Source organism: Xanthobacter sp. 126 (assembly GCF_000526175.1).
In the GTDB taxonomy this organism is placed as follows: Bacteria; Pseudomonadota; Alphaproteobacteria; order Rhizobiales; family Xanthobacteraceae; genus Xanthobacter; species Xanthobacter aminoxidans.
Map to the genome: position 1 here is coordinate 1489658 of NZ_JAFO01000001.1, position 20426 is coordinate 1510083.

Consider the following 20426-nt stretch of genomic DNA (forward strand, 5'->3'; position numbering starts at 1 on the left):
GGGCAATTGCTCCGAAAGGCAGAGACCTCGCTCACCGCGTCATCGCCCGGCGTGTCCGGGCGATGACGGCGCACGTTCTTCCTCCCCTCTCCCCTCGCGGGAGAGGGGCCGGGGGTGAGGGGGAGAGACCTCTCCGAAAGACCCGCCGCCTGTCCCTGCGGCGCCACACCCCTCACCCCAACCCTCTCCCGCAAGGGGAGAGGGAGCACGGCCGGTGCCGGAAGGGGCCGCCTTCCGCGCATCCGCCATTCGCCCACCCTCTCTCCGGAGCCCCCCATGGCCGAACTTCTCTCCGGCCCCGCCGCCGAGCCGCTGACGCGGGCGGAGGCGAAGGCCTTCCTGCGTGTCGAGACCGACGCCGAGGATGCCCTCATCGATGCCCTGATCGCCGCCGCCCGCCGCCATGTGGAGGCGCAGACGGGACGCATCCTGATGGAGCAGACCTGGCGCTTCTCGCTGGATCACTGGCCCCTGCGCGGCGTGATCCCGGCGCCGGTGGCCCCGGTGCGGGCCATCCTCGAAGCCACGGTGGCGGCGGTGGACGGCACGCCGGTGGTGCTGCCTGAGGGCGCGCTCGCTTTGGTGGGGGACCGGGCGCCCGCGCTGATCCGCGTTTCGCCCGCGCAGGTTTCGGCGCCGCTCGTCTCCCATGGCGGCATCGTCATCACGCTCCTCGCGGGCTATGGCGCGGAGGCGGCCGATGTGCCGGCGGATCTCGTCCAGGGGGTGCGGCTCATGCTCGCCCATCTTTATGAGCATCGCGACGGGCCGGGGGACGCCACGGCACTCCCCGCAGCCGCCCGCGCGCTGATCGCGCCCTATCGCGTGGTGCGGCTGTGACGGGGATCGGCGCGCTGCGCCATCGCCTCACCCACCAGACGCCTCTGGAGGTGCCTGATGGCGCCGGCGGCGTCACGCGCTCCTTCATCTCCGTCGATGTGCTGTGGGGCGCGGTGGAGGAGGTCTCCACCACCTATGGCCTCGGCGAGGATCGCCCCCGCGCCGCGCGCGTGCTGCGCGTGAGCGTGCGGGCGCCCAACACCATCGCGGCGGGCGACCGGCTGATCCATGCCGGCCGCGTGCTGGCGGTGGAATCCATCGCCGATGCGGACGGGCGCGGCCGCTTCCATCGCCTCCGTTGCAGCGAGGAGCAGACATGAGGACGGAACTCAGCGTCCGCACCCGCGGCCTCGACGGCCTTGCCCGCCGCATCGCCGCCCGCCATTTTCCGGATGCGGAAGCGGCGGCGGCCGCCCGCGCCGCCGAGGATCTCGCGGCTGAGATCGGCGCCGAGCGGGGCGCCGTCGCCACCGTCGCGGGCACCCCCGCGCGGCCCTTGGTCAAGGTGTCCGGGGCCTCCTTTCTCGATCGCGTGCGCGGCGCCTTCGACCGGCCGGGCGATCCGGTGCTCGACCGCCTCCGCCTGCTCTTCGCCCGACGGAGGCGCGCATGAGCTCCCCACTCGACAGCCTGCCCCTCGACAGTCCCGCGCTCGCGCTCCGCGCGGCCATCCATGCGGCGCTTGTCGCCGATACGGCGCTGGTGGCGCTCCTCGGCGCGCCGCGCGTGCATGACGTGCCGCCGGGCGATGCGGACTTTCCCTTCGTCACCCTCGGCGAGGCGGTGGTGGCGGACTGGTCCACCGCCACCGAGGCGGGCAGCGAGCAGGCACTGACGCTGCACGTCTTCTCCCGCTCCGGCGGGCGGGCGGAAGCCTTCGCCATCGCCGCGCGATTGCAGGCGGCGCTGCACGATGCGGCGCTCACGCTCGAAGGCCATCGCCTCGCCAACCTGCGCGCCACCACCGCCGAGGTCCGCCGCGAGAGCGACGGGCGCACCTTCCACGCTCTGGTGCGGTTCCGCGCCGTCACCGAGCCCGTTTGACCGGAGACGAAAATGGCCGCGCAGAAGGGCAAGGATCTGCTCCTGAAGGTGCATGATGGCACCTCCTTCATCACCGTCGCGGGGCTGCGCACGCGCACCCTCGCTTTCAACGCGCAGAGCGTGGACGTGACCCATTCCGAGAGCGCCGGCCGCTGGCGCGAGCTTTTGGACGGGGCGGGCGTGAAGCGCGCGTCCGTCTCCGGCTCCGGCGTGTTCAAGGACGCGGCGTCCGACGCCCTCGTCCGCCAGCTCTTCTTCTCCGGCGCGCTGGCGAGCTGCCAGTTGCTGATCCCGGATTTCGGCACCCTCACCGGCCCATTCCAGGTGACGGCGCTGGAGATCGCCGCCGAGCACGACCGCGAGATCACCTTCGACCTCACTTTGGAGAGCGCGGGCGAGATCGCCTTCGCCGCGCTGTGATGGGCGGTGGGATGCCCAACCGCCGGCGCGGCGAGATTTCGGCGGTGCTCGACGGCACGCCGCGCGTGCTCGTCCTCACCCTCGGCGCGCTGGCGGAGCTGGAAGCCGCATTCGGCGCGGACGATCTCATGGCGCTGGCCGAGCGCTTCGGCCGGGGGCGCCTCTCGGCGCGGGATGCCGCGCGCATCATCGCCGCCGGGCTGAACGGCGCGGGGGCGGAGGTGAGTGTCGAGGAGGTAGAGCGCATGCGGGCGGATGGCGGCGCTGCGGGGTTCGCGCGCATGGTCGCGGACCTGCTCGCGGCTACCTTCGGCGGCGAGGAGGCGCCCGCTTCCCCTCCCGCACCGCAGCCGGCGTGATGCCTTCGCCCGCGGCCCGCGCCTTTCCCTGGGCGCTCGCCATGGGCGCCGGCTTCGGCCTGCTGCGGCTTGCTCCTGATGCCTTCTGGCGGATGACGCCGCGGGAACTCGCGGCCGCTCTTTCCGCGCTGCTGCCCGCCGCGCCCGAGGCCATCGACCGCGCCGGCCTTGCCGCGCTCATGGCGCGGTTTCCCGATCGCATGAGAGGATGATTCTGTGACCGAGACCGTCGATATCGCCCTCCAGGTGGACACCCGCAGCGCCATGGCGGCGCTGGGCGCGGCGGAAGTTTCCGCGCGCGGCTTTTCTTCCGCGCTCGCCTCCGCCTTCACCGGCCTCGCCGTGCAGGGCAAGGATCTCGGCACGGTGCTGGAGCAACTCGCCACGCGCCTCGCCAACCTCGCCCTCACGGCGGCCCTGAAGCCGCTGGAGAGTTCGCTCACGTCGCTTCTCTCCGGCGCCGGCGCCGGCCTCGGCTTCGCAAAGGGCGGGGTGATCGGGGAGGGGCAGGTGAAGCCGTTTGCGCGCGGCGGGGTGGTGGCGGCGCCCACCTATTTTCCGCTCGGCACCTCTCTCGGCCTGATGGGGGAGAAGGGAGCAGAAGCCATCCTGCCGCTGGCGCGCGGGGCCGATGGGCGGCTCGGCGTGCGCAGCGCCGAAGGGGCGGGACGCGGGGCGGTGACGGTGAATATCGCGACGCCCGACATCTCCGGCTTCCGCCGCTCGGACGCCTATGTCTCGGGCTTGGTGGCGCGGGCGGTGGCGCGGGGCCAGCGCGGCGGGTGAGCCTTCAGCGCGCGGTTTTCCACGGGTCCGTCGCCGTCGCCGTCGTGGAGGGCAGCGCGGACGAAGAGTTGTTGAACTGGTTGGGCGCGTTGCTCACCGAGCTGCCGCTATAGGCATCGCTGCGCACGACGGCGCCGGTCTTCACGCAGGAATCCGAGCCCGGCACCCGCTGGAAGCCCGGGCCGTAGCTGGCGCAGAAGCTGTCGCTCTTGCTGCCGGAAGGACTGCTTTTGCCGCTGGCCTGCGCCAGCGCCGGGCTTGCGGCGGCCGCAGCCACCGTCGCGCCGAGCACCACCGCGCCGCAGAGGCGCGCGAGGTCGAAGGCGGCGCCGGAGCGTCGTGCGGAGGAGAGGGGGCGGGGGGCGCTGATCGTCATGGCACGAAGAGTGGCGGTCCGGCAGCTCGCCCGGTGCGAGCCATCGGACCATAGCGTGGCCGCGCCCACCGGGAAATCCCCTGACGGACCGGCAGCTTGCCGGTAATGGCGACGTATCGCGGCCGAGACGTGTCGCGACCGACCCGCAGTCGATCAACAGGGGCGCCCGGCGAGGGAAGGCCTGCGCGCAGTCCGGCCTCAGCTGGGCGACGGGTGCGTCATCCTTCGCCCGGATCTTTGGCCAAGGTCCTGCGCCAAGGTCCTGCGCCAAGGTCCTGCACCCAGGCGCGGCCCAAAGGCGCGGGGAAACTCCGGCGCGACATGCGCGATGGCGCCGTCGTTCCGCTCGCGGCATTCCAGCCTTGCCCCACTGGCCGATGCCTGAACGGATACGACGTCCACCCGGATCAGCCCCCCGGACATCGGGAGGCCCGAACACACAAAGGCCCAGGCCTCACAGTGCCTGGGCGCACAGGGTGCAACACATGAAGAGCCCGGACATGAAGGCTGGGCGCCGATCGTGCCTGCGGCCCAGCCTGCCTGCCACCGATGGCGGCAATCCCCACATCCGCTGCGCCTGAGGCGCCTTGCGTGATGACGCGCCGTGAGGCGGCCTCGTCTCATCTTGCCGCCCGTGGGCGGCAGGGTCCTGGCGACCTGATACGCCGCCCGTGGGCGGCCATATGGCTTGCGCCGCATCCGGCGGCGCTCCGATGGCGGTGGCGCGGGCCCTGAGCCGCACGCCGCCATCGGGGAGCGAAGATCACTTCTTCGCGGGAGCCTTGGGAGCCTTGGGCGCAGCGGCCTTCTTGGCAGCGGGCTTGGCGGCAGCCTTGGGGGCGGCGGGCTTGGTCTCCGGCGCGGGCGCGGGAGCAGCAGTAGCAGGCTTCGCAGCGGCCTTGGGGGCAGCAGCCTTCTTGGGGGCGGCAGCCTTCTTCTCGGCGGCGGGCTTGGCAGCAGCTTTCGGAGCGGCAGCCTTGGGCGCAGCGGCGGGCTTGGCAGCGGCCTTGGGAGCCGCAGCCTTGGCAGGCGCCTTCGCGGCCTTGGGAGCGGCGGCCTTCTTCTCCGCGGCCGGAGCCTCGGCGGGCTTGGCGGCAGCCTTCGCGGAAGCGGCCTTGGGGACAGCAGCCTTCTTGGCAGCAGCCTTCGGCGCGGCGGCCTTGGGCGCAGCGGCCTTGGCTTCAGCCTTCGGGGCAGCAGCCTTGGGAGCGGCGGCCTTCTTGGCGGGAGCCTTCGGGGCAGCGGCCTTGGCCTCGGCCTTCGGGGCAGCAGCCTTCGGGGCGGCGGCCTTCTTGGCAGGAGCCTTCGGTGCAGCGGCCTTCGGTGTAGCGGCCTTGGCTTCGGCCTTCGGCGCGGCAGCCTTGGGGGCGGTGGTCTTGGGTGCTGTGGTCTTGGGTGCTGTGGTCTTGGCTGCGGCCTTGGGGGCTGCGGCCTTCTTCTCGGCAGGTTTCTCGGCGGCGGCGGCCGGCTTCTTCGCGGGCTTGGTAGCCATGCTTTCGCTCCATGCTCAACGGGGCACAGGAAAGTCAAGGCGTCACGTTCAACTATGTCAAGGCCATCTCTACTGTTTTCGGCCAAGAATTAGGGGATGGGGGCATCATATGGCCGCCTTTCATGAGATTTTGTTTCCTCTGGAGGTCGCTCTCGGCGCTTCGGGCGGTCCGGAGCGCGTCACCGAGGTGGTCACGACGGCCTCCGGACGCGAGGAGCGCAACACGCGACAGGCTGATTCGCGACGGCGATGGGATGCCGGTTACGGGGTGAAGACCTTCGCCGCTCTGGCCGAAATCGTGGCCTTCTTCGAGGAGCGACGAGGGCGTCTCCACGGCTTCCGCTGGCGCGATCGTCTCGACCATTCCTCGGCCGCTCCGGAAGACGAGGTGAGCGCCCTCGATCAGCTCATCGGTGCGGGCGACGGAGCGCGCGCGACCTTCGCGCTGACGAAGCGCTACGGCGCGCTCCACGCGCCCCATCTGCGCGCCATCACCAAGCCTGTCGCGGGCAGCGTGAAGGTTGCGGTGAACGGCATCGAACACGTTGAAGGCGCACACTTCTCGCTCGATGCGACGCGCGGCGAGATCACCTTCGCGGAAGGCGCCATCCCGGCTTCCTCCGCGGTCGTCACGGCGGGCTTCCGCTTCGACGTTCCGGTGCGCTTCGACACCGATTTTCTCGAGGTGGATCTCTCCGCCTTCGCGGCCGGCGCGATCCCACGCATCCCCATCATCGAAATCCGCGTGTGAGGCTCGCCATGCGCACTCTCGATCCCGCCCTCGCCGACCATCTCGCGAGCGGCGTCACCACGCTGTGCCGCGCCTGGCGCGTGACCCGCCGCGACGGCACCGTGCTGGGCTTCACCGACCATGATCGCGACCTCCGCGTGGAGGGCGTAACCTTCCTCGCCGCCTCCGGCATCGCGGGCTCGGAAAGCACGCAGGCGCAAGGGCTTTCCGTCACCGGCGCGGAACTCTCCGGCGCCCTCAGCGCCGACGCGCTCGATGCCGCGGACCTCGCCGCCGGCCTCTATGACGGGGCGGGCGTGGACCTCCTCCTCGTCAATTGGCAGGCCCCCGCGCAGCATCTCCTGCTGCGGCGGGGAACCATCGGCGAGGTGCGCTGCGAGGATGGCGTGTTCACCGCCGAGATCCGCGCCCTCGCGGATGGCTTCAACCAGACGCGCGGCCGCCTCTTCACGCCCACCTGCGATGCCGATCTCGGCGACGCCCGCTGCGGCGTGGACCTCGCCGCGCCGGCCCATTCCGCGAGCGTGGCGGTCAGCGCGGTGGAGGGCGCGCTGCGCCTGCGCGTCACCGGCCTCGACGGCTTCGCGACCGGCGCCTTCGCGCGGGGCCGCGCGGTGTTCGCGAGCGGCGCCAACGCGGGTTTCGCCACCGAGGTGAAGGCGCATCTGGTGGATGCGGAAGGGGTGGTCCTGCGCCTGTGGCAGCGCCCGCCGTTCGATGTGGCAGCGGGCGACGAGATCACCCTCACCGCCGGCTGCGACAAGCGCTTTGCGACCTGTCGCGACCGCTTCTCAAACGCACTCAATTTTCGCGGCTTCCCGCACATGCCGGGCAACGACGCGGTGATCTCCGTCGCCATCCCCGGCGAGGGTGGATACGACGGGAGCCTGCGGGAATGAGCGCGGCTCCTGATCGCGTCGCGATCCTGGCCGAGGCCCGCGCCTGGATCGGCACGCCCTATCTCCATCGTGCCTCCCTGAAGGGCCACGGCGCGGACTGCCTCGGCCTCGTGCGCGGCATCTGGCGGGCGGTGGTGGGGCCGGAGCCGGAGGCGCTTCCCGCCTATGCGCCCGACTGGGCCGAGGCCGGCCGGCGCGAGACGCTGGCCGATACCGCACGGCGCCATCTCGTCGCCGTTCGGCTGGCCGAGGCGCAGCCCGGCGACGTGCTGCTGTTCCGCTTCCGCGAGCACCTTCCGGCCAAACACGCGGCGTTGCTCTCCGAGGGCGGGCGCATGATCCACGCCTATGACGGCGCGAGCGTGTGCGAAACCGCGCTGACGCCGTGGTGGCGCCGACGGTTGGCCTATGCCTTCGCATTTCCGGGTGCGGGGTAGGGGGCTTCTTCCTTCCTTGAGCCGGCCTCTCCGCTCCCCTCTCCCCTTGCGGGAGAGGGGCTGGGGTGAGGGGGGCTGCGCCTCCAACTGTCGCACCTTCCGGACCTCTTTTTCGATCACCGCGCGATCGGCGAGATCACCCCTCACCCCGGCTCTCTCCTGCAAGGGGAGAGGGAGGCCTCGCCGGTGATGGCGGTCCGCATTCGCTCTCTCATCCATCCCCTCCCATCCCGGAGCCTCACCCATGGCGACGCTGCTTCTCGGCGCGGCCGGCGGCCTTATCGGCGGCGCGCTGTTCGGACCCATCGGCGCGGTGGCGGGGCGGGCGCTGGGCGCGCTCGGCGGCTCGGTCATCGACGGCGCGCTGCTGGGCGGCAACCGCTCGCGCCACGCGGAAGGTCCGCGCCTCACCGATCTCGACGTGATGGCCTCCACCGCCGGCGCGCCGCTGCCCCGCATCTATGGCCGTGCGCGCCTCGCCGGGCAGGTGATCTGGGCGTTGAAGCTGAAGGAGGTGAAGAAGGAGGAGACGCAATCCGTCGGCGGCAAGGGCGGCAGCCTTTCGGCCAGCACCACCACCTACACCTACTACGCCAATTTCGCGGTCGCCCTGTGCGAAGGCCCGGTCTCGCGCATCGGCCGCATCTGGGCGGATGGCAAGCTGCTCGACACACGACGCCTGCACATCACCTCCCATCTCGGTGGGGCGGACGAGGCGCCGGACTCATGGATCGAGGCCAAGCAGGGCGAGGTGGGAACGCCGGCCTATCGCGGCGTCGCCTATCTCACGTTCCGCAATCTCGACCTCACCGACTATGGCAATCGCCTGCCACAGATCACGGTGGAGGTGGAGCGCGCCATCGGCGCCTTGGAGAAGCAGGTGAGGGCGGTAACGCTGATCCCCGGCGCCACCGAGTTCGGCTACGACACGCGCAACATCCGCCAGGTCTATGGCGAGGCGAGCTACGGGCCGGAGAACCGGCACGTCACCAGCTTCTTCAGCGATTTCGAGGCCTCCCTCGACCAGCTCCTCGGCGCGTGCCCGAACCTCGCGCGCGTCTCGCTGGTGGTGTCCTGGTTCGGCGACGACCTGCGCGCCGGCCAATGCGCCGTGCGGCCGAAGTGCGAGCGCCTCAACAAGGCGACCGCCCCGGCGCTGTGGAGCGTGGGCGGGCAGACGCGCCTCACTACCCCCGCCGTCTCCCAGTATGAGGGCCGCGCGGCCTATGGCGGCACGCCTTCCGACGACAGCATGGTGCGCGCCATCACCCGCATGCGCGAGGCGGGGCTGAAGGTGACGCTCAACCCCTTCGTCATGATGGACATCCCCGCCGACAACACCCGCCCCGACCCGTGGACCGGCGTCGCGTCCCAGCCGCCCCATCCCTGGCGCGGGCGCATCGTCTGTGATCCGGCGCCGGGGCGGGTGGGAACGGTGGACGGCACCGCCGCCTGCCGCGCGCAGGTGGCGGCGCTGTTCGGCACGGCGGTGGCGGGCGACTTCACCCGCATCGGCACGAGCGTGATCTATCACGGGCCGGAGGAATGGAGCCTGCGCCGCATGGTGCTGCACTACGCCCATCTCGCCGTCGCGGCGGGCGGCGTGGAGGCGATCCTCATCGGCTCGGAAATGGCCGCGCTCACCCGCCTCACCGACGACGCCGGCGCCTTCCCCGCCGCTGAAGCGCTGGCGCAACTGGCCGCCGATGTGAAGGCGGTGGTGGGGCCATCCACCCTCGTCTCCTATGCCGCCGACTGGACGGAATACGGCGCGCAGGTGCTCGCCTCCGGCGACGTGCGCTTTCCTCTTGATGCGGTGTGGAGCGCCCCGGCGGTGGACTTCATCGGCATCGATTACTACCCCCCGCTCGCCGACTGGCGGGACGGCTCCGCCCATCTCGATGCGGCGCTCGCGCAGTCCATCCACGACAGCGCCTACCTCAAGGCCAACCTGCGCCGGGGCGAGGCCTTCGACTGGTTCTATCCGGATGATGACGCCCGCGCCGCGCAGGCCCGCAGCCCTATCACCGACGGCGCCTTCGGCGAGCCGTGGGTGTATCGGCAGAAGGATCTCTGGTCCTGGTGGGCGAACGCCCATCACGAGCGCGTCGCGGGAGTGCGCGGTGACTCGCCCACCGCCTACGGGCCCGGCGCCAAGCCCATCCGCCTGATGGAGGCGGGATGCCCGGCGGTGGACAAGGGCGCCAACCGGCCGAGCGCGTTTCCGGATGCGAAATCCGCCGAGAACCGCCTGCCGCCCTTCTCCTCCGGCGCGCGGGACGACCTCATCCAGCGCCGCACGCTGGAGGCCATCCTCGCCACCTTCGGCGCGGAGGCGGACACCGACGACAACCCGGCCGCGCCGCTCTATTCCGGCCGCATGGTGGAGCCCAACGCGCTGTTCCTGTGGAGCTGGGATGCGCGGCCCTATCCCCAGTTCCCCTACGCCACCGAGGTGTGGGCAGACGGCGCCAACTGGGCCACCGGCCACTGGCTCACCGGCCGCCTCGGCGCCGCACCGCTGGATGCGCTGGTGGCGACGCTGGCCGCCGATTTCGGCATTGCCGACGTGGACAGCGCGCACCTCTCCGGCGCCGTCGAGGGCTATGTGGTGGAGCAGCCCATGACCGCCTGCGCGGCGCTGGAGCCGCTCGCCCGCGCCTTCGCCTTCGAGGCGGGGGAGGAGGATGGCCGCATGGTGTTCCGCCCGCGCGGGCAGGGGGACATGGCGGAGATCGCCACCGACGATCTGGTGCAGGTGGAGGGCACGCCCCTCCTCGCCGTCACCCGTGCGCAGGAGACCGAGCTGCCGCTGGAAGTGACGGTGGGCTTCGTCGATGCCCTGCGCGACTACCGCCGCGCCACCGTCTCCTCCCGCCGCCTCGCGGGTCGCAGCCGGCATGTGACGCAGGCGGACCTCGCCGTGGTCGCCTCCGACGCCGTGATGGTGCGCGCCGCCGATGTCTGGCTTCAGGACCTGTGGGCCGGGCGGGAGACGCTCTCCTTCTCCCTGCCACCCTCGCTGCTCGCGCTCGCGCCCGGCGACCTCGTACGGCTGACCTTCGATGGCCGCACCCGCCTCGTGGAGATCGTCCGCGTGGAGGAGGCGGAGGCGCTGGCGATCACCGCCCGTACCGTCGAGCCGGAGGTGTTCGACGTGGCGCTGACGGAGGAGGGGGCGGGCGCCATCGTGCTGCCCGGCGCCTCCGGCCCGCCCGCCGTGCGGGTGCTCGACCTGCCGGCCTTGTCGGAGGCGGAACCCGTTCCCCTGCAATGGCTCGCCGCGGCGGCATCGCCGTGGCCGGGAACCCTCGCCATCTGGCGCTCCACCGATGGCGCGAGCTTCGAGACGCTCGCGCCCATCACCGCCTCCGCCACCTTCGGCACCCTCACCGCGCCGCTGGCGCCGGGGCCGCTCTGGCGGTTCGACCGGCACAACGGGATGGAGGTGACGCTTGAGACCTCCCTCCTCGTCTCGGCCAGCGAGGCGGAGGTGCTGGCCGGCGCCAACCTCCTTGTGCTCCTCGCTGACGACCGCGCGCCGGAGATCGTCACCTTCACCGAGGCCGAGCTGGTGGATGCCGGCAGCTATCGCCTCACCGGCCTGCTGCGCGGCCTCTCCGGAACGGAGGCGGCGGGGGCGGAGACGTGGCCGGCCGGCACACGCCTCGTGCGCCTCGACGGCACGCTGGTGAGCGTCGCCAGCGGCGTCGCCGCGCTGGGGCGCAGCTTCCTCTACCGCGTCGGCTCGGCGCGGGACGACCAGGGCGCGGAGGAGGTGACGGAGGTCTCCGCCACCGTATCCGGCCGCGCGCTCACGCCGCTCTCGCCGGTGCATGTGCGGGGACGGCGGACCGAGGCGGGCGTCGCCTTCTCCTTCATCCGCCGCACCCGCATCGCCGGCGACGGATGGGAGGCAGTGGAGGTGCCGCTGGGCGAGGCGAGTGAGGCCTATCGGCTCGACATTCTCGACGGCGAGACTGTGCGGCGCAGCTTCACCCTCGCGTCGCCTGACGCTCTCTATGCGGCCGCCGACGAGATCGCCGATTTCGGCGCGCCGCAGGGCGAACTCACCGTCCGCGTCGCGCAGCTCTCGGCCAGCGTCGGGGCGGGTGCGGCCATCACGACGATCGTGCGGCCGTAGGGCTCTTCTCCTTCCATCGAGGTCCAGCCATGTCCGAGCAATCGGCGAACCTGGCGCTGCCGTACATCGCGGCGGCCCAGGCGCAGAAGCATGTCACCCACAACGAGGCCATCCGCCGCCTCGATGCCTTCGTGCAGTTGGTGCTGGAGAGCGCCACCGCGACCGCCCCGCCCACCTCGCCCGCCGAGGGCGCGCGCTGGTTCGTGCCGACCGGCGCCACCGGCGCCTTCGCGGGCCGAGCGGGGATGATCGCGGCTTATGAGGCGGGGGCGTTCGACTTCCTGCCCGTGGCGGCGGGCTTCCTCGCCTTCATCCGCGACGAAGGCCGGCTCGCGGTATTCGACGGCGGCGCGTGGGTCTCGCCGCTGGCGGCCAGCGCCCACCGCGGCGCCATCTCGGCCGAGGTACGGGAGGCGGATGTGCTCCTCTCCGGCGCCTTCGTGGATACCGCGCTGGTCATTCCCGATCGCGCCATCGTGCTCGGCGTCTCCAGCCGCACGCTCACCGCCGTGAGCGGCGCTTCCGCCTACGACTGCGGCATCGCCGGGGATCAGGCGAAGTTCGGCGGCAGCCTCGGTGTCGCGGCGGGCGCCACGAACATGGGGGTCATCGGCCCCACCGCCTTCTATGCGCCGACGCCCGTCCGCCTCACCGCCATCGGCGGCAGCTTCGGCGGCGGCGCGGTGCGCGTCGGCCTGCACCTCCTCCTCCTCGCCATTCCCGGCGCCTGACGCGCGCCTTCGGAGACGTCCCATGGCCTACGATCCCGCCCGAGACCCCATGCGGGGGCTCGCCGCCTCGCTCTCCTCGCCGACGCGGCTGATGACCCGCGTCACCCCCACCGACAGCGACGAACTTCCCGCCTACGCCAAGGCCCTGTGGGTGTTCGTGCCCGAGGAGATTTCCGGCGGTGTCGCCACCGTGCGCCTCACCCCTGTCGGCGCCGACGATGCCACCCGCATCGATGTGCGCGCCTTGCCGGGCCTTCAGCCCTTGCCGCCGTGCCAGGTGCGCCGGGTGTGGGCGACAGGCACCAGCACGGGCATCGATATCTACGCCTTGATCGACCGCTGAGCGGAGCGGCGGCGATGCTGTCCCTCTCCCTCTTCGCGGGCGCGGCCCTGCGCGGCCGGCGCGGCCGCCGGCCCCCGCGCGGCTTCATCTTTCTCGTCGATGCCGATGGCACGCCGCTGACCGACGCGGACGGCGCACGCCTCATCGAGCGCATCTGAGCCGCCGCTTCACCTCTTTCCCCATCCCCCGATCACCCGCGCCGGACACCCCGGCGCGGGCGTGCCTGTGCTTTAGCCAAGGGAGTTGTTTCATGTCATCTCGCAACTTTAACCAGAGCACCGCCGCGCTGAAGATCCGCCTGAAGCAGGCGGTGGATGCCGGCCGCCCGCTCTGGGTGCGTCCGTGGATCGCCCCCACCGCCTGGACCTCGGGCCAGACCGTGCAGGTGGGCGAGGTGCGCAAGAACTCCGCGACGCCCGCGCAGTGGTACATCGCCATCGCCCAGGGCGGCGTCTGCGGCGCCACCGAGCCGAGCCAGACCAACGGCTCCGCAGCGTGGGACGGCACGGCCAATGCCAGCGTGCTGTGGACCCACCTCGGCGGTGCGGCCGACTGGGCGGACGCCGATGATACGGCCAAGCCGACCGTGACCATCGGCACCACGTCCACTCCCTCCGGCCTGACGGCGCTGGATGTGTGGGTGAACCGGTCGCTTTTCACCCTCAACGGGTATTATGCGGCGCAGTACAATACGTCCAACATCCGCCTCAAGGTGTTCGACAGCAAGTCCGGCACCACCAAGAGCGGAGGCGGCTCCGTCGCCTTCTGGTCCGACGCCCCGAAGATCGGGTTCAAGCCGTTGGGGGGCAACGAGGGCGCCCGTGTCTTCGTGGATGGGCGGCCGATCACGGTCGACCCGATCAATGTGAATACGGGCAACAGCACCTGGTTCACCGTCGATTGGGGCGTGCGCAAGCCGCGCCTGTGGGAGCTGGTCTACGGCAAGCAGGACAGCTATTTCCAGACGATCGCGATCACGTCGGCCGATCAGGTCTGGCCCGCCCCGCGTCCGATCGCGATGCGCGGCGTCTTCATCGGGGACAGCTACCTCGATGGCTCCAGCTATGGGCCGTTCCTCCTGGGCAACACGCTTTCCGCCCATTTCGGCCGGCTGATCGGCATCGACGACATGTGGCGGTTCGGGATCGGCGGGACCGGGCTTCTCAATCCCGGCTCCGGCCCCTTCTACACCTACCGCGAACGCGTGCCGGAGCTGCTGTCCCAGTCGCCCAATGCGATCTTCGTTCAGGGATCGACCAACGACGCCAGCTACACGCAGGCCGCCATCACCACGGAGGCGCTGGCCTTCCTCGATGCCATCCGGGCCGGCACGTCGGCCCCGGTGTTCTGGTTCGGCCCGGCGCCCCTGTCCGGCAGCTATTCCGCCATCCAGACGGTGGATACGGCCCTCGCGGTGGCGGTCGCCGCCCGGCCGAATAGCAACATCTTCTACAAGTCCATGGTCACGGCGACACCGCCGTGGCTGACCGGCTCGCACAACAACGCGAACTACAGCTGGTCTTCCAACTTCGCCCAGTACATCGGCGGCGACAACACGCACCCGATCGACAAGGGCACCATCTATCTCGCCCAGCGCATGGCCTCCGCCTACGCCAGCGAGATGCTGCCGCTCGTCGCCTGAAGCCGGTCATCGAAGAGGCGGGGGCGCTCCGGCGCCCCCGCTTTTTTCGTTTCCGCAGACATCCTTTCTCCCGGAGAGCTTGCCATGGCTGCCGAAAGCTTCGCGCCGGCGCTTGCCGCCGTGCTCCGCCACGAGGGCGGGTATTCCAATCATCCCGACGATCCCGGCGGCCCGACCATGAAGGGCATCATCCAGCGCGTCTACGACGCCTGGCGCCGCTCGAAGGGGCTGCCCGAGCGCCCGGTCCGCGAGATCGAGGATGCCGAGCTGAAGGAGATCTACCGCCGCCAGTATTGGGACGCGGTGCGGGCCGACGAACTGCCCGCCGGCATCGACTATGTGGTGTTCGACGGCGCGGTGAATTCCGGCCCCGCCCAATCCGCCAAATGGCTCCAGCGTGCGCTTGGCCTTTCCGCCGACGGGCAGGTGGGGGAGGTGACGCTCGCCGCTGCCCGCGCCGCCGCCGAGCACGCGCCGGGCCGCCTCGTGGACGAGATCTGCGACCGCCGCCTCGCCATGCTCCAGGCGCTGCGCACCTGGCCGGTGTTCGGCAAGGGCTGGGGCCGGCGCGTCGCCGATGTGCGCAAGCTTGGCAAATCCTGGGCGACCGGGGGGCGGACGTCCTCCGTCGCCGTGCCTGCGAAGGACGGGGAGGGGGCCAAGGGCGCGCTTGCCAGCGCCCGGCCGGCGCCCCGGCCCGAGGCGGGGGCGGGCGCCGTGGCCGGCGGCATCGTCGCCTCCACCGTGGCCGAGGCGGCGCGGCAGATCGAGCCGCATGCCACCGGCTCGCCCTTGCTGGCCAATGTGTTCGCCGCGCTCACGCTCCTCGGCCTCGCCGCCACCCTCGCCGGCCTCGCCTGGGTCTGGTGGAGCGCGCACGCCGGGGCGAAGCGGGCCGAGGTGCTCGACCTCGGAACCGGGGCGAAGCCGTGAGCGGCGCCCTCGACGCGGTGGCCGGCATCCTCGGCTATGGCGTGCCGTGGTGGGCCTGGGGCCTTCCCGGCGTCCTCGCCGTGGCGGTGCTGCTGCGCCTGTTCGGGGTGCGGGCGGCGGGGATCGCCGCCGCCGTCCTCGCTTTCGTGCTCGTCACGCGGCGCGCCGCCCAGCGCGGCTACCAGCGCGCCCTCAAGGAAGGAGAACGTGATGTCTCGGAAAGCCTTTCTGCCGCGCGGTCTGCGCGGGATGCTGCCGCTCGCCGCGACGGCGATGCTCGCCGGCTGCGCGACGACGACGGGTTCCGGCGCGACTAGGGTCTATTGCGGCGCCGCCGCGCCCATCCGCTGGTCGCTCTCCGACACCGACGAGACCATCCGCCAGGCCAAGGCCGCCAATGCGGTGGGGCGGCGGCTGTGCGGCTGGCGGTGACGGTCGCGCCCGAGTTGCCATGGAGCGAGCTGCCCCCAGAAAGCCCGCGCGGCGCTTGAGCGTGCCCTCCCAAAAAAAACGCGCGGCGCTTGAGCGTGGCCCACTCGGCCCCGGTCCACCGACCGAGGCCGATGGCCCAAGTCCCGCCTGCGGCGCCCCGTCATCGCTGACAGGCGCGCAAGGCTCTGTCATTCTTTGTCTCTCTCGCTTAAGGAGGTTGTGGCGAAGGCGGAGGGGCACCGTGCGCTTGTTGGTGATCGAGGACGATCCCGAGCTGAACCGACAGCTCGTCGAGGCGCTCGGCGATGCCGGCTATGCCGTGGACCGCGCCTATGACGGCGTTGAGGGGCAGTTCCTGGGCGAGACCGAGCCTTACGACGCCATCGTGCTCGACATCGGTCTGCCCAAGCTCGACGGCATCTCCGTGCTGGAGAGCTGGCGGCGGGCGGGCAAGACCACCCCGGTCCTCATCCTCACCGCCCGCGACCGCTGGAGCGACAAGGTGCAGGGCTTCGATGCCGGCGCCGACGACTATGTGGCCAAGCCCTTCCACATGGAGGAGGTGCTGGCCCGCCTGCGCGCTTTGCTGCGCCGGGCCACCGGCCATGCTTCCAGCGAAATGTCCTGCGGCCCGGTGCGGCTTGACACCCGCTCCGGCCGCGTCACGGTGGACGGCAATCCGGTCAAGCTCACGTCGCACGAATATCGCCTGCTCTCCTACCTCATGCACCATGCGGGACGGGTGGTGTCACGCGGAGAGCTGGTGGAGCACCTCTACGATCAGGATTTCGACCGCGATTCCAACACCATCGAGGTGTTCGTCGGGCGCCTGCGCAAGAAGCTCGACTGCGACGTGATCCAGACCGTGCGCGGCCTCGGCTATCTGCTCGCCGCCCCCGAGGAGCCGCGCTGAGATGGCGACCTCCTGACATGCCGGCCGCCTGACATGGCCATGGACGCCGCGCGACGCCCGCCGGAATACACGCCCGGCTCCCTCGCCTTCCGCCTCGTGCTCTCGGCCATGGCCATCACGGTGGTGGTGCTGCTGGTGGTGGGCTTCGTGCTTGCCTCCCTCTACCGCAGCTCCGCCGAGCGCGCGTTCGACCGGCAGCTCGACATCTATCTGAAGATCATCGTCGCCGACGTCGCCAATGCTTCCGAGCGCCTGCCCGAGCCGGAGGCGCTGGCTGACCCGCTCTTCGCCTTCCCCAATTCCGGCTGGTACTGGCAGATCGCCCTCAAGTCCGGCGAAAAGCTGGAGCGGCGCATGTCCCGCTCGCTGGTGGGCGCCAGCCTCCCGCTGCTCGCGGAGCAGGGCATCCGAGGTCGCCCCGGTTTGATGCGGCAGGGCTACGCGACCGGCCCGGGTGGCGTAGCCCTGCGCATCGTCGAGCGCGACGTGGACCTCGGGGCGGATGCCCGTTACGTGGTCTCGGTGGCAGCGGTGGCATCCGACCTTGAGGCGGAGATCTCCGCCTTCAACTTCTCGCTCGCGGCCACGCTGGTGGTGCTGGCCTGCGCCTTCCTGCTGGTGGTCATCGTGCAGGTGCGGTTCGGGCTGAAGCCGCTCACGCGCATCTCGGAGGCGCTGTCGGACGTGCGCTCCGGCAAGGCCGAGCGGCTGGAGGGCACCTATCCCATCGAGATCGTGCCGCTGGTGCGCGAGGTGAATGCCCTCATCGACGCCAACCACGAGATCGTGGAACGCGCCCGCACCCACGTGGGCAACCTCGCCCATGCGCTCAAGACACCCCTTTCCGTGCTGATGAACGAGGCCGGCACCCGCGACGACCCGCTCGCCGTGCGCGTGCGCGACCAGGCCGGCGTGATGCGGGATCAGGTGGCCCACCATCTGGAACGCGCCCGCATGGCGGCCCGCATCTCGGTGGTGGCGAGCGTGTGCGAGGTGACGCCGGTCATCACCTCGCTCGCCCGCACCATGGAGAAGATCCACCGCACCAAGGACCTCGCCATCGACGTGCGCATCCCGGAAGACGTGCATTTCCGCGGCGAGCAGCAGGATCTCGAGGAGATGTTCGGCAATCTCATCGACAATGCCTGCAAATGGGCCTCCTCCCGCGTGGAGGTGGAGGTGCTGGTGGAGCGGCCGCGCACGCCGGGAGACCGGGTCTATTTCCATGTCAGCATCGACGATGACGGCCCGGGCCTCGATCCCGCCCGGCGGGTGGATGTGGGCCGGCGCGGGCGGCGGCTGGACGAATCCAAGCCCGGCTCCGGCCTCGGCCTCTCCATCGTCCACGAACTGGCCCTGCTCTATGGCGGGCGGTTCGAGCTGAGCTCTGCCCCCATCGGCGGCCTTCGGACCGAGCTGGTGCTGCCCGCCGCCGCGGCGCCGCCCCCGACCACCTGACGCTTCGGGACGACGCGGGCCAAGGGGTGACACCGTGGCGCCACAGCCTGCGGCAAACCGTCTTCACACTGAGGCTTGCGGCGCCTAAGAGAGGCCGTCAGCCTCTCCGTCGCCCCATTCGATGATCCGATGTGGTGGCCCGATCGTTGATGACGTGCACGGCGATTTGCCCGCAAAGGCAGATGGCCTCTGCGTCGCCCCGCTGTTTTGTCTGAGGCCCGTTCATGTCCGTCCGCGTGTTCCGCGTTTCTCCCGCATCCGCAGCGGTCCTCGCCCTTGCGCTGGGCGGGTGCGCGACCGACACGACCGGGACCAAGGCGACGGCGGCCCTCGCGGCCCTGCCCACGGCGCCTGTCATGTCGGGCACGGTCTCCGGCGGCCTTATCAGCGGTGGCATCGGCAACGGGCTCGACGACGCCGACCGCCAGCGCGCCTACGACGCCGAGATTTCGGCGCTGGAGACGGGCGGCCCCGGCTATCCCATCGGCTGGAAGGGCGACGGCACCGCGCGCGGCACGGTCATCGCCGGCCCGCCCTACAACCGCGCCGGCTACCAGAGCTGCCGCGACTATTCCCACACCATCTATATCGACAACCGCCCCCAGATCGCCCGCGGCGCCGCATGCCGCACGGCGGAGGGCCGCTGGCAGCCGGTGAGCTGAGCACCGGTGGAAGGCCCGCCGCCTGAGGCGGTGCGGGCGCAAAGCGGGGGCGTGGCTTCGTGGGGTGATTTGGACAAGCGACGCGAGGCGGCCTGAGGCGCGCCGCGCTGGCTGGCCTCAGTAGGACATCAGCAGGGGGACCTTGCAGTCCTCCAGCAGCGACTCGGTGACGCCGCCCAGCACCCATTCGCGAATGCGCGAGTGGTTGAAGGCGCCCATCACGATGAGGTCGGCGCCGATCAGTCCGGCCTGCTCGCGCAGGGTCTCGGCGACGCCGTCCGGGCTCACCACCAAATTCTTCACGTCCACATGGACGCCATGGCGAGCAAGGTGGGGGGCCAGCTCGGCGCCGGGAATCTCATGCGCCAGCTCCTTCTCCGAGCCGATGGCGAGCACCTCCACCGAAGCGGCGGATTTCAGGATGCCCATGGCGTCGTTGACGGCGCGGGTGGCCCGTACGCTCGCGTCCCAGGCGATGAGAACGCGGTCGTGCTTGAAGGTCTCCACCCCCGGCGGCACCACGATCACTGGCCGGCCGCTCTCGAACAGCAGCGCTTCGATGAGCCCCCGGTCGGCGTTGACGGTTGCGACCTCCGCGTCCAGCACGGCGATGTCGTGCACCCGCGCCTGGGCGACGAACAGCTCCACCAGCTGGCCATAGCCGAGCTGCGGTGTCTCCACCGAGGCGGCGACGCCGGCGGCGGCCGCATCGCCCCGCGCCCGCTCCGCCACGTCCTGCGCCAGCTGCTTCAGCCGCCGGTTGTGGGCGGCGACGAGGCCGGTCGCGACATTGCTGACGAAGGTGTTGCCCATCACCACCTTGAGCGAGGCCGCCTGAATGGTCGCGTGGGCGCCCGATTGCTGGGCCAGCGACAGGCCGTAGGCGAGCGCGGAGGACGGCTCGTCGATGCCCTCCTCTGTCATGCCGATGAGCACGCTTTTTATGTTCTGCACCATTTGGCGTTTCCTCCTGACACAAGATCAAGGTACCCGAAGGCTTCAGCTTGTCGTTGCGTCATGTCAAGGCTCGTCATTCCCGCCTGCCGGTTGCCAGCCATTTCCCTTGAGGTAATAAGGGGCGCAAGGGAGCGCCCATGATCGATGATCTGAACCTGTTCGCGAGCCAGCTGGTCACGCTCTGGGTCGTGCTGGAGCCGCTGAGCCATCTCAGCATGTTCCTCGCCACCACCTCCCACCTCGACCGGCAGGAGCGCCACAAGGTGGCGGCGATGGGCACCGCCTTCGCCTTCCTCATCCTGGTGGTGTTCACGCTGATCGGCCGGATGCTGCTGGAGGCGATGGGCATCTCCATCCTCGCCTTCCAGATCTCCGGCGGCATCATCCTGTTCTATTTCTCGATGACCATGATTTTCGGGGCGATGACGCAGCATGCCGTGACGCCCGATCCCGAGCGGCGGCTGGTCCACATCGCGGTCTATCCCATCGCGACGCCCATCGTGGCCGGGCCGGGCGCGATCCTCGCCATGGTGCTGTTCTCCGACAACAACCGCGGCGCGCCGCTCTCCCAGCATCTGGTCACGGTGAGCGTGCTGGTGCTGATGTCGCTGGTGCTGTTCGCCATCTTCTGGCTGGGCGACTACATCGCCAAGGTGCTGGGGGAGGGCGGAGCGAGCCTGCTGCGGCGGATCATGGGCATCCTGCTCGCCGCCTTCTCGGTCAATCTGGTGCTCAACGCCTTCCAGAAATGGCTCAACCTGCCGCCGATCTGAGCGGCGGCAGGCTGGCTGTCGCGGGGCCTGAGGA

The 20426-nt window shown here is 70.9% G+C and carries 26 protein-coding genes; 23 read left to right on the forward strand and 3 right to left on the reverse strand.

Annotated features, from left to right (window positions below; all coding sequences use genetic code 11):
- The first annotated feature begins 276 nt into the window (after window positions 1-276).
- From XAN126_RS0106950 to XAN126_RS0106985, 8 genes are read left to right on the forward strand one after another with little or no spacing between them, the layout of a single operon-like run.
- Entirely contained in the window at window positions 277-840 is a 564-nt protein-coding gene (locus tag XAN126_RS0106950; RefSeq protein ID WP_024277870.1) for a head-tail connector protein, read from the forward strand.
- A complete protein-coding gene (locus tag XAN126_RS0106955; RefSeq protein ID WP_024277871.1) occupies window positions 837-1160 on the forward strand; it encodes a head-tail adaptor protein in 324 nt (107 codons plus the stop codon). Before XAN126_RS0106950 ends, XAN126_RS0106955 begins: the two co-directional genes overlap by 4 nt.
- Entirely contained in the window at window positions 1157-1453 is a 297-nt protein-coding gene (locus tag XAN126_RS0106960; RefSeq protein WP_024277872.1) for a hypothetical protein, read from the forward strand. Before XAN126_RS0106955 ends, XAN126_RS0106960 begins: the two co-directional genes overlap by 4 nt.
- Window positions 1450-1884: a DUF3168 domain-containing protein gene (locus tag XAN126_RS0106965; protein WP_024277873.1), complete on the forward strand. Its 435-nt coding sequence runs from the start codon at window positions 1450-1452 to the stop codon at window positions 1882-1884. Before XAN126_RS0106960 ends, XAN126_RS0106965 begins: the two co-directional genes overlap by 4 nt.
- A gap of 12 nt (window positions 1885-1896) precedes the next feature.
- Window positions 1897-2304, forward strand: a complete 408-nt coding sequence (locus XAN126_RS0106970; protein ID WP_024277874.1) for a phage major tail protein, TP901-1 family — start codon at window positions 1897-1899, stop codon at window positions 2302-2304.
- A gap of 11 nt (window positions 2305-2315) precedes the next feature.
- A complete protein-coding gene (locus XAN126_RS0106975; RefSeq protein WP_024277875.1) occupies window positions 2316-2663 on the forward strand; it encodes a gene transfer agent family protein in 348 nt (115 codons plus the stop codon).
- The gene (locus XAN126_RS0106980; RefSeq protein ID WP_024277876.1) at window positions 2663-2875 is read left to right on the forward strand and encodes a rcc01693 family protein; all 213 of its coding nucleotides are present in this window, start codon (window positions 2663-2665) and stop codon (window positions 2873-2875) included. Before XAN126_RS0106975 ends, XAN126_RS0106980 begins: the two co-directional genes overlap by 1 nt.
- A gap of 4 nt (window positions 2876-2879) precedes the next feature.
- The gene (locus XAN126_RS0106985) at window positions 2880-3449 is read left to right on the forward strand and encodes a phage tail tape measure protein (RefSeq protein WP_024277877.1); all 570 of its coding nucleotides are present in this window, start codon (window positions 2880-2882) and stop codon (window positions 3447-3449) included.
- A 4-nt stretch (window positions 3450-3453) separates the two neighbouring features.
- Here the strand turns inward: XAN126_RS0106985 and XAN126_RS0106990 are convergent, their stop codons facing one another.
- Window positions 3454-3825 (reverse strand): hypothetical protein, encoded by a 372-nt coding sequence (locus XAN126_RS0106990; RefSeq protein ID WP_024277878.1) that lies wholly within the window; start codon window positions 3823-3825, stop codon window positions 3454-3456.
- Between the two features lie 763 nt (window positions 3826-4588).
- The gene (locus XAN126_RS26925) at window positions 4589-5317 is read right to left on the reverse strand and encodes a hypothetical protein (protein WP_024277879.1); all 729 of its coding nucleotides are present in this window, start codon (window positions 5315-5317) and stop codon (window positions 4589-4591) included.
- A 109-nt stretch (window positions 5318-5426) separates the two neighbouring features.
- On the opposite strand from XAN126_RS26925, the gene XAN126_RS0107000 reads away from it, so the two are divergent.
- The 14 genes from XAN126_RS0107000 to XAN126_RS0107060 all read left to right on the forward strand — a co-directional run bounded on the left by XAN126_RS0107000 (window position 5427) and on the right by XAN126_RS0107060 (window position 18662).
- On the forward strand, window positions 5427-6068 hold the full coding sequence (locus tag XAN126_RS0107000) for a DUF2460 domain-containing protein (RefSeq protein WP_024277880.1): 642 nt from the start codon (window positions 5427-5429) through the stop codon (window positions 6066-6068).
- A gap of 8 nt (window positions 6069-6076) precedes the next feature.
- Window positions 6077-6967: a DUF2163 domain-containing protein gene (locus tag XAN126_RS0107005; RefSeq protein WP_024277881.1), complete on the forward strand. Its 891-nt coding sequence runs from the start codon at window positions 6077-6079 to the stop codon at window positions 6965-6967.
- A complete protein-coding gene (locus XAN126_RS0107010) occupies window positions 6964-7404 on the forward strand; it encodes an NlpC/P60 family protein (protein WP_024277882.1) in 441 nt (146 codons plus the stop codon). Before XAN126_RS0107005 ends, XAN126_RS0107010 begins: the two co-directional genes overlap by 4 nt.
- Window positions 7405-7648: 244 nt before the next feature.
- Window positions 7649-11548, forward strand: a complete 3900-nt coding sequence (locus XAN126_RS0107015) for a glycoside hydrolase/phage tail family protein (protein WP_024277883.1) — start codon at window positions 7649-7651, stop codon at window positions 11546-11548.
- Between the two features lie 29 nt (window positions 11549-11577).
- Window positions 11578-12279, forward strand: coding sequence for a DUF2793 domain-containing protein (locus tag XAN126_RS0107020; protein WP_024277884.1), 702 nt, complete (start codon window positions 11578-11580; stop codon window positions 12277-12279).
- A 22-nt stretch (window positions 12280-12301) separates the two neighbouring features.
- Complete coding sequence (locus tag XAN126_RS0107025) at window positions 12302-12622, forward strand: hypothetical protein (RefSeq protein ID WP_024277885.1); 321 nt, start codon at window positions 12302-12304, stop codon at window positions 12620-12622.
- A gap of 14 nt (window positions 12623-12636) precedes the next feature.
- Window positions 12637-12780: a hypothetical protein gene (locus XAN126_RS28200; RefSeq protein WP_155982242.1), complete on the forward strand. Its 144-nt coding sequence runs from the start codon at window positions 12637-12639 to the stop codon at window positions 12778-12780.
- Window positions 12781-12872: 92 nt separating this feature from the next.
- Window positions 12873-14264 (forward strand): SGNH/GDSL hydrolase family protein, encoded by a 1392-nt coding sequence (locus tag XAN126_RS0107035; RefSeq protein WP_024277886.1) that lies wholly within the window; start codon window positions 12873-12875, stop codon window positions 14262-14264.
- Between the two features lie 84 nt (window positions 14265-14348).
- Entirely contained in the window at window positions 14349-15197 is an 849-nt protein-coding gene (locus tag XAN126_RS0107040; RefSeq protein WP_024277887.1) for a glycosyl hydrolase 108 family protein, read from the forward strand.
- Window positions 15194-15514, forward strand: coding sequence for a hypothetical protein (locus XAN126_RS0107045; protein ID WP_024277888.1), 321 nt, complete (start codon window positions 15194-15196; stop codon window positions 15512-15514). The genes XAN126_RS0107040 and XAN126_RS0107045 overlap by 4 nt, the downstream gene beginning before the upstream one ends.
- On the forward strand, window positions 15471-15629 hold the full coding sequence (locus tag XAN126_RS28205; protein WP_155982243.1) for a hypothetical protein: 159 nt from the start codon (window positions 15471-15473) through the stop codon (window positions 15627-15629). Before XAN126_RS0107045 ends, XAN126_RS28205 begins: the two co-directional genes overlap by 44 nt.
- Window positions 15630-15870: 241 nt before the next feature.
- A complete protein-coding gene (locus XAN126_RS0107050) occupies window positions 15871-16542 on the forward strand; it encodes a response regulator transcription factor (protein ID WP_024277889.1) in 672 nt (223 codons plus the stop codon).
- A 39-nt stretch (window positions 16543-16581) separates the two neighbouring features.
- Window positions 16582-18000 carry a HAMP domain-containing sensor histidine kinase gene (locus XAN126_RS0107055; protein ID WP_051460805.1) on the forward strand — a complete coding sequence of 473 codons (1419 nt, stop codon included), beginning with the start codon at window positions 16582-16584 and terminating at the stop codon, window positions 17998-18000.
- A gap of 224 nt (window positions 18001-18224) precedes the next feature.
- Entirely contained in the window at window positions 18225-18662 is a 438-nt protein-coding gene (locus XAN126_RS0107060) for a hypothetical protein (protein WP_024277891.1), read from the forward strand.
- Window positions 18663-18779: 117 nt separating this feature from the next.
- Here the strand turns inward: XAN126_RS0107060 and XAN126_RS0107065 are convergent, their stop codons facing one another.
- Window positions 18780-19619, reverse strand: coding sequence for a universal stress protein (locus XAN126_RS0107065; RefSeq protein ID WP_024277892.1), 840 nt, complete (start codon window positions 19617-19619; stop codon window positions 18780-18782).
- Between the two features lie 137 nt (window positions 19620-19756).
- Here XAN126_RS0107065 and XAN126_RS0107070 point away from each other — a divergent pair, with 137 nt between their 5' ends.
- The gene (locus XAN126_RS0107070) at window positions 19757-20392 is read left to right on the forward strand and encodes a MarC family protein (RefSeq protein ID WP_024277893.1); all 636 of its coding nucleotides are present in this window, start codon (window positions 19757-19759) and stop codon (window positions 20390-20392) included.
- The last annotated feature ends 34 nt before the right edge of the window (window positions 20393-20426 follow it).